Here is a 6,443-nt window from a genome sequence, read left to right as displayed (position 1 = left end):
ATATATTAAGCAAGAAAAATGTTATCACCGTCATCAGTGGATTGTTAATCGTACTCGGTTTCTTCAGTCACTTTGTTTTAGAAAACGTAGGACTTTCAGAGTGGTCTTTGATCATCGCCTCTGTCTTTGGGATTATGCCAATTGCCATTCAAGCGTTTCAAGCAATGAAAGTCAAAGTCATCAGTATTGATGTCTTAGTCAGTATTGCAGCGATTGGTGCGCTTTTTATTCAAAATTATGAAGAATCGGCTATTGTCACGTTCTTATTCTTATTCGGACACTACTTGGAACAACGAACATTGAACCAAACGCGATCTGCTATCAAAGAATTGACTGAAATGGCACCCGAAAGCGCCTTGAAACAAATGGATAATGGTGAATTTGAAGAAGTAGAAGTGGATGATATAGATGAAGGGGATATCTTACTCGTTAAAACGGGTGCGAAAGTTCCAGTAGATGGCATAGTCCTTACGGGTGAAGGGCATATCAATGAAGCTAGCATTACAGGTGAAGCTGTTCCGGTCAACAAGCAAGTTGATGCAGAAGTTTTTGCAGGAACCATTTTAGAAAACGGAACGATTCAAATTAGAGCTGACCGAGTTGGTGAGGACACCACATTTGGAAAAATTATTGAACTCGTGGAAGAAGCACAAGATTCTAAATCCGAAGCGGAACGGTTCATTGATCGCTTTTCTAAATACTACACACCAGCTGTCTTGGTTCTGGCAATTGTTGTATGGGCGTTCAGTCAAAATATTGAGTTAGCAATCACCATCTTAGTTCTAGGTTGCCCAGGCGCATTAGTTATCGGAGTGCCTGTCTCAAACGTTGCCGGTATTGGGAATGGTGCTCGTAACGGTGTTCTTTTAAAAGGGAGTGAAGTCATTCAAGACTTCAGCAATGTGGATACAATTGTATTTGATAAGACAGGTACTTTAACTGTCGGAAACCCAACCGTTGCAGCGATTGAACTGTATGAAAAAGATTCTGCTGAAACGCTTGGCTATCTGGCCAGTGTGGAACGGGAATCAGATCATCCATTAGCAAAAGCGGTCTTAAATCAAATTGGAGAAACAAACTTTTATCCTGTTGAAAAAACTGAAGTCGTGAAAGGCGGCGGAATCGTTTCAAGTGTAGCTGGACATAGAGTGGCTGTTGGGAATGTGGCCTTGATGGAAAAAGAAAATGTTACTCTCAGCAAAAAAGTGCAAAAAGATGTCAAACGGTTTGAACAACAAGGGAATTCTCTCGTTTTGACAGCGGTCGACGGTGAATTAAAAGTACTGATGGGCATTCGCGATCAAGTTCGTCCGGGTGTGAAAGCTAATTTACAGGAATTAAAAGACTTGGGCGTGAAAAATCTAGTCGTTCTTTCAGGAGATAACCAAGGAACCGTTGATGTGGTCGCCGGCGAACTTGGTTTGACCGAAGCTCACGGCCACATGTTGCCGGAAGATAAATCGGCTTATATCGGAAAACTTCAACAACGTGGTCAAATTGTAGCCTTTGTTGGAGATGGCGTTAACGATAGTCCGTCCTTAGCTTTAGCAGACATTGGAATCGCAATGGGAAGCGGAACGGACGTAGCGATTGAAACATCCGATGTCGTTTTAATGAACTCGAACTTCAGCAACTTGCCTCACGCATTAGGATTAGTAAAAGCCACCGCAAATAATATGAAACAAAATATCGTGATTTCAATTGGAGTAGTGTTGGTCTTGTTGACTAGCGTCTTCTTCAGCGAATGGATGAATATGTCTATCGGAATGTTGGTTCATGAAGGTAGTATCTTGGTGGTAATTTTCAATGGCATGAGATTAATGAAGTATAAGTTGAAAGGTCGAAAAGAACAAAAAGAAGTATCAGTACCTGCAGAGAAAGTAAAAATATCTTAAGAATAAATTAGAAGAGGCTGAGACAATAGTCCATCCTTGAAATGACAAAAGCGGAAACTCAGATTTTTAAATCTGGGATTTTCCGCTTTTTTGAGTTCTTGAAAAAAAAAAGAAGAGTATAGAGTATGCTCTTTATAAAATTAATTTTCGTGTAAATGATTAAAAAATCTAATAATAAAATTTAAATTCCTATTAAGTTGTAATACATGAAATTGTATAAAATCATATATGAAGAACTCTATACCCATAGGGTTCTTTTTTATGACCGCCAGAAATAAACGATTATATACCATAATCGGATAAAATCATGTATCGAAAATAGATGTCAATTCGGAAGTAAAAGGGCGCTTCTGAGTTGAATAAAAGGATAAACCCCAGAGAATCCTATTCATCTATTATTTCGTGGGTCAAGGTACCTATCCCCTGACTCGGGAAAAGTTTAAGAAAAAGTTTAATAAAAAATAAAAAACTTGATTTTTATCAAGGGGCTTATAACTGATTACCATTAATATAAAACTATCAAATCAAGGGAGGCACAGAAATAAGAAGCATACATTTAGCATGAAAAGTGCTATTTAAGATAAAAGCCTAATTTGACAAAGCTTTTATCAAAACGGAGCAGATCGAAAGAACGATTAAAAACAAACTGCTCAGTATTTTCATAAAAACATCAGGAGGATAACATGAAAAAATTAAACTTAAAATCAAACATGAAAAAATCTATTGGAGTACTATTAACATCTGCAGCTATTATGGCGATAATTCCTCTATCTGCGAGTGCGCACTGCGACACGATGGATGGTCCAGTTGTAGTTGATGGAAAAAAAGCCATGGAGAGTAATAACGTCAACTATGTGATGAAATGGGTGGCACCTGAATATCAAAAGGAAATAACAGATAAATTTAATCTTAGCATGAAAGTCAAAGACCAGAGTCCAGAAGCTAAGGAGTTGGCCGAACAGTATTTCTTCAGTGAAGTGGTTAGAGTGCACAGAGCAGGAGAAGATGCGCCGTTTGACGGATTGAAACCTTCAGGAACTCCTATCGATGAAAAAGTATTAGCAGCAGACAAGAGTATTGAGGTAGGCAATTTATCGCCGTTAGAAGGTATGACTGAAAAAGAAAAAATGCCTGAACTTAAAGAGAGATTTGAAAAAGTTATGTCTTTAAAGGATTATGATGTGAATGATCTTGAAGCAGGAAGAGAATATATTGAAGCATACGTGAAATTCTTCAAATTTGCTGAAGGTGAAGAGGAGCATGCTGCTGAAGGTGCTCACGGTGAAGAAGCAAATAATGCTCATGCAACTCATAATGCAGAAGCAACTCATAACGCTGAAGTCAACAACGGTAAAGCAGCTGCAGAAGCGGAAAAAACTCATGGAGAGGTTACACATACAGTAAAACCTGGAGATACACTTTGGGGAATTGGATTAGAATTTAATACAACTTATCAAGAAATTGCAAAAGTAAACAATATTTCTAACCCAGACCTTATTTTCCCTGGACAAAAATTTATCATTCCATCTAAATAAGATAGATCAAAAAAAGTAAAAACAAACGAACAATTAAATCGGTCAACTGAAACTAGTTTTTGTAAAGAATAGTCATAAAACCCCAATAGCTATTATGCTGAATTGGGGTTTTATCGTCTATAAACGGGATGGTTTTTCACTATTCAAATGGGGTCAAGAGTTAGTCTACGAGGAGGTAAAGTATGAAAAAAGTGTTGAAGGGGTTATCGTTTATTGTAAGTGTCGTGATCATGACTACGTTGTTATACAATTATGTTTTCTTTATTATTCTAGTACCAAGTGCTTCCATGTATCCAACAATAGAAATTGGTGACAGGATCATCACAACAAGGATTCATAACACTTCTTCCATTGAAAGAGGACAAATTTTGGTGTTCTATTCGGATGAGTTTAAAGAAACAATGGTGAAGCGAGTCATCGGCCTGCCAAATGATCAGATTGAAATCAATTCAGACGGAAAGGTATCCGTAAACAATCAGGAATTGAATGAAACATATGTAAAGTACCCAGATACAAAAAGTGGAAGTTTTAAGGTGCCTGAAGGAGAATATTTTTTCCTAGGGGATTACCGGATACATTCATATGACAGTAGAAAATGGAACGATCCTTTTATTTCAGAAAGCAAGATCTTAGGACAGGCTAGATTTATACTGTTTCCATTCGATCGAATATCCATACTTGAGTAGTGTAGAAGAGGTTGAAAGGGAGGGGGCGTGGGAGTATCAGTTGAGGGATTATTAAAAACATCTATTTTTGTTTTGTTGAGTAACTATTCCAAATAGTGTTATAATAAAACTATATTATTAAACCCATTTATACTTCTTATTTTCAGAAGTCACCGTCAGATTTCATTCGTTTCTATACGTCTGAAAACATTCGGTATAAAACTCTTTTATGCTTTTGCTGATTTTTAGCAATTGCGGTGGAATACCCACTATGAAACATGATTTTAGCATGAATTTGCCTTAGGTGAAGTATGCCAAAATTTGTCCTGTGATCCATTAAAAAATTTAAGGTTCTGTTGCGAAGTTTGAAAATCAAACGCGCCCTCTCTGAACTCCAAATATCTTAGGCTGTTATTCCCATTAATACCTTGATTTCAGTAGACACCGAAAAGCCGAAGAGCGTTCCATTTCTTCGGTTCTTTTTATATATTCCTCGAATGGTCTCCATGCCTTTAATCGTGGTAGAGGCAGTGCGTAAACTTCGATAGAATTTATTGCGTCTCTTTACTGGACAATGGTCTTGTTCAATCAAATTATTCAGGTATTTAATGGTACGATGTTCTGTCCCTTGATAAAAGCCGTATTCTTTTAGTTTCTTAAAGGCACTTGTAATAGAGGGGGCTTTATCTGTGACTACAACCTTCGGTTCATCAAACTGCTTCACTAACCGCTTAAGAAAAGCATAGGCTGCTTGTGTGTCCCGTTTTTTACGTAACCAAATATCCAAGGTTAAACCATCTGCATCGATGGCTCGATACAAATAATGCCATTTTCCTTTAATTTTGATGTACGTTTCATCCATTTTCCATGAATAAAAGGATTTTTTATTTTTCTTTTTCCAAATTTGATAGAGTAGTTTACCATATTCTTGCACCCAACGGTAAATCGTCGTATGAGAAACGTTAATGCCACGATCATATAAGATTTCTTGAACTTCACGATAGCTAAGGTTATAACGAAGATAGTAGCCCACGGCTACAATAATCACATCCTGCTGAAATTGCTTTCCTTTAAAATGATTCATCGTCATTCCTCCTGCTATCTTTTTCTATTATTCTACCTTATTTGATAGTAGATTTAAAACTTTGCAACAGAACCAAATAATTAATCGTCAAATGATTTTTGAATATAGGAACAACAAAAAAAGTTGAAGCTAAAGAAATTGGAGCAGACGTTCAAAAAGACGGAACAGTTACAGTTAAAGGTTTAGACGGAAAAATGAAAGTTTTACCAAAAACAGGTGAAACAGCAAATATTGCATTGTCTGTCCTAGGTTCATTAATGGTATTAGGATCAGGAATCATTTTAAAAAGAGAATTTAAGTAAATTTAAAAGCATGGTCGCAAGTTTCACTAGCAGCCATGCTTTTATTGAATCATTGTAGGACATTTTAAAGATAAAATTGCCCACTTTAAAATTAAACATGTGCTTAGAATCGTTCTAGGCAACACCAATAACAACAGATAGAATCAGCAACTTGGCTTCATTTTAAAATCATGCTATAATGAATGTGCGAAACGAGATAAGTTCTAATGAATAGCACAAAAGCCCAACCTATTGCGAGTAGGTCGGGCTTTTCTTTGCACTTGTTGCGAATACAAGCGTGTAAGTTAGACAGCAACTTGCTTGCTATCGTCTAATCATCTAACCAATGATCAACTAATGTGATTATTAGACCCACTAAAAGTGGTGCGATAACTAACGAGATAATTTGTTCCATGAATAGCACCCCCTTACGGGGCAAGTTGCCGTTAATTAGTATAGCATACTTAATATTCTAAACAGTTGATAAATTAAGATAAAAGCTAAAATCACTAATCACAAGTGATTTACAAGGTGTAACGATATAATTAAATGGAAAACGTGCAAAATATTTACATAAACAGGGGGGAGAAACTTGGAACTAGCATTTAGAGAAAACTTAAAAAGATGAGAGGTACCAAATCAAAAGAAAAATTCTCCCAAGAATTAGAAATGAGTAGATCAAATTATTCACGAATAGAATCAGGAAAATCAGATCCAACCATAAAAACACTAGAACAAATTGCAAAGTTAACTAACTCAACGCTAGTAGTGGATTTAATCCCAAATGAGCCAACAGAACCAGAATCAGAACAAGTAACATTGGATTTAGAAATGGAAGAAGAAATAATCTCAACTCTCCAAAATCCTCAAAATACCGCTATATCAAGCCATTTCCAGCCTCTACTTATCCACCCTTGTTATCAATCCCACCAACTCGATGTGGCTTGAGAGGACAGAATGAATGTCATTTGAGTATGTTCGTT

At 36.6% G+C, this 6,443-nt stretch carries 7 protein-coding genes; 5 read left to right on the top strand and 2 right to left on the bottom strand.

Annotated elements, in window-relative coordinates; all coding sequences use genetic code 11:
- Nucleotides 1-2: 2 nt before the first annotated feature.
- From IGI73_RS16500 to lepB, 3 genes are all read left to right on the top strand, one after another.
- Nucleotides 3-1,895 carry a heavy metal translocating P-type ATPase gene (locus IGI73_RS16500; RefSeq protein WP_438759315.1) on the top strand — a complete coding sequence of 631 codons (1,893 nt, stop codon included), beginning with the start codon at nt 3-5 and terminating at the stop codon, nt 1,893-1,895.
- Between the two features lie 683 nt (nt 1,896-2,578).
- Nucleotides 2,579-3,430, top strand: a complete 852-nt coding sequence (locus tag IGI73_RS16495) for a DUF6448 family protein (protein WP_438759314.1) — start codon at nt 2,579-2,581, stop codon at nt 3,428-3,430.
- Nucleotides 3,431-3,612: 182 nt separating this feature from the next.
- The gene (lepB, locus tag IGI73_RS16490) at nt 3,613-4,116 is read left to right on the top strand and encodes a signal peptidase I (protein WP_002291553.1); all 504 of its coding nucleotides are present in this window, start codon (nt 3,613-3,615) and stop codon (nt 4,114-4,116) included.
- 382 nt (nt 4,117-4,498) lie between these two features.
- On the opposite strand, the gene IGI73_RS16485 is transcribed toward lepB, so the two are convergent.
- Complete coding sequence (locus IGI73_RS16485; protein WP_438759313.1) at nt 4,499-5,179, bottom strand: IS6 family transposase; 681 nt, start codon at nt 5,177-5,179, stop codon at nt 4,499-4,501.
- Between the two features lie 98 nt (nt 5,180-5,277).
- Between IGI73_RS16485 and IGI73_RS16480 the strand changes: the two genes are divergently transcribed.
- Nucleotides 5,278-5,481 (top strand): LPXTG cell wall anchor domain-containing protein, encoded by a 204-nt coding sequence (locus IGI73_RS16480; protein ID WP_031647196.1) that lies wholly within the window; start codon nt 5,278-5,280, stop codon nt 5,479-5,481.
- A 310-nt stretch (nt 5,482-5,791) separates the two neighbouring features.
- On the opposite strand, the gene IGI73_RS16475 is transcribed toward IGI73_RS16480, so the two are convergent.
- On the bottom strand, nt 5,792-5,875 hold the full coding sequence (locus IGI73_RS16475) for a type I toxin-antitoxin system Fst family toxin (protein WP_071869432.1): 84 nt from the start codon (nt 5,873-5,875) through the stop codon (nt 5,792-5,794).
- A gap of 209 nt (nt 5,876-6,084) precedes the next feature.
- Here IGI73_RS16475 and IGI73_RS16470 point away from each other — a divergent pair, with 209 nt between their 5' ends.
- The gene (locus IGI73_RS16470) at nt 6,085-6,408 is read left to right on the top strand and encodes a helix-turn-helix domain-containing protein (protein ID WP_077915062.1); all 324 of its coding nucleotides are present in this window, start codon (nt 6,085-6,087) and stop codon (nt 6,406-6,408) included.
- The last annotated feature ends 35 nt before the right edge of the window (nt 6,409-6,443 follow it).

Source organism: Enterococcus sp. DIV0755f (assembly GCF_051713725.1).
Taxonomy (GTDB): Bacteria; Bacillota; Bacilli; order Lactobacillales; family Enterococcaceae; genus Enterococcus_D; species Enterococcus_D casseliflavus.
This window is presented reverse-complemented; position numbering and strand designations above follow the sequence as displayed.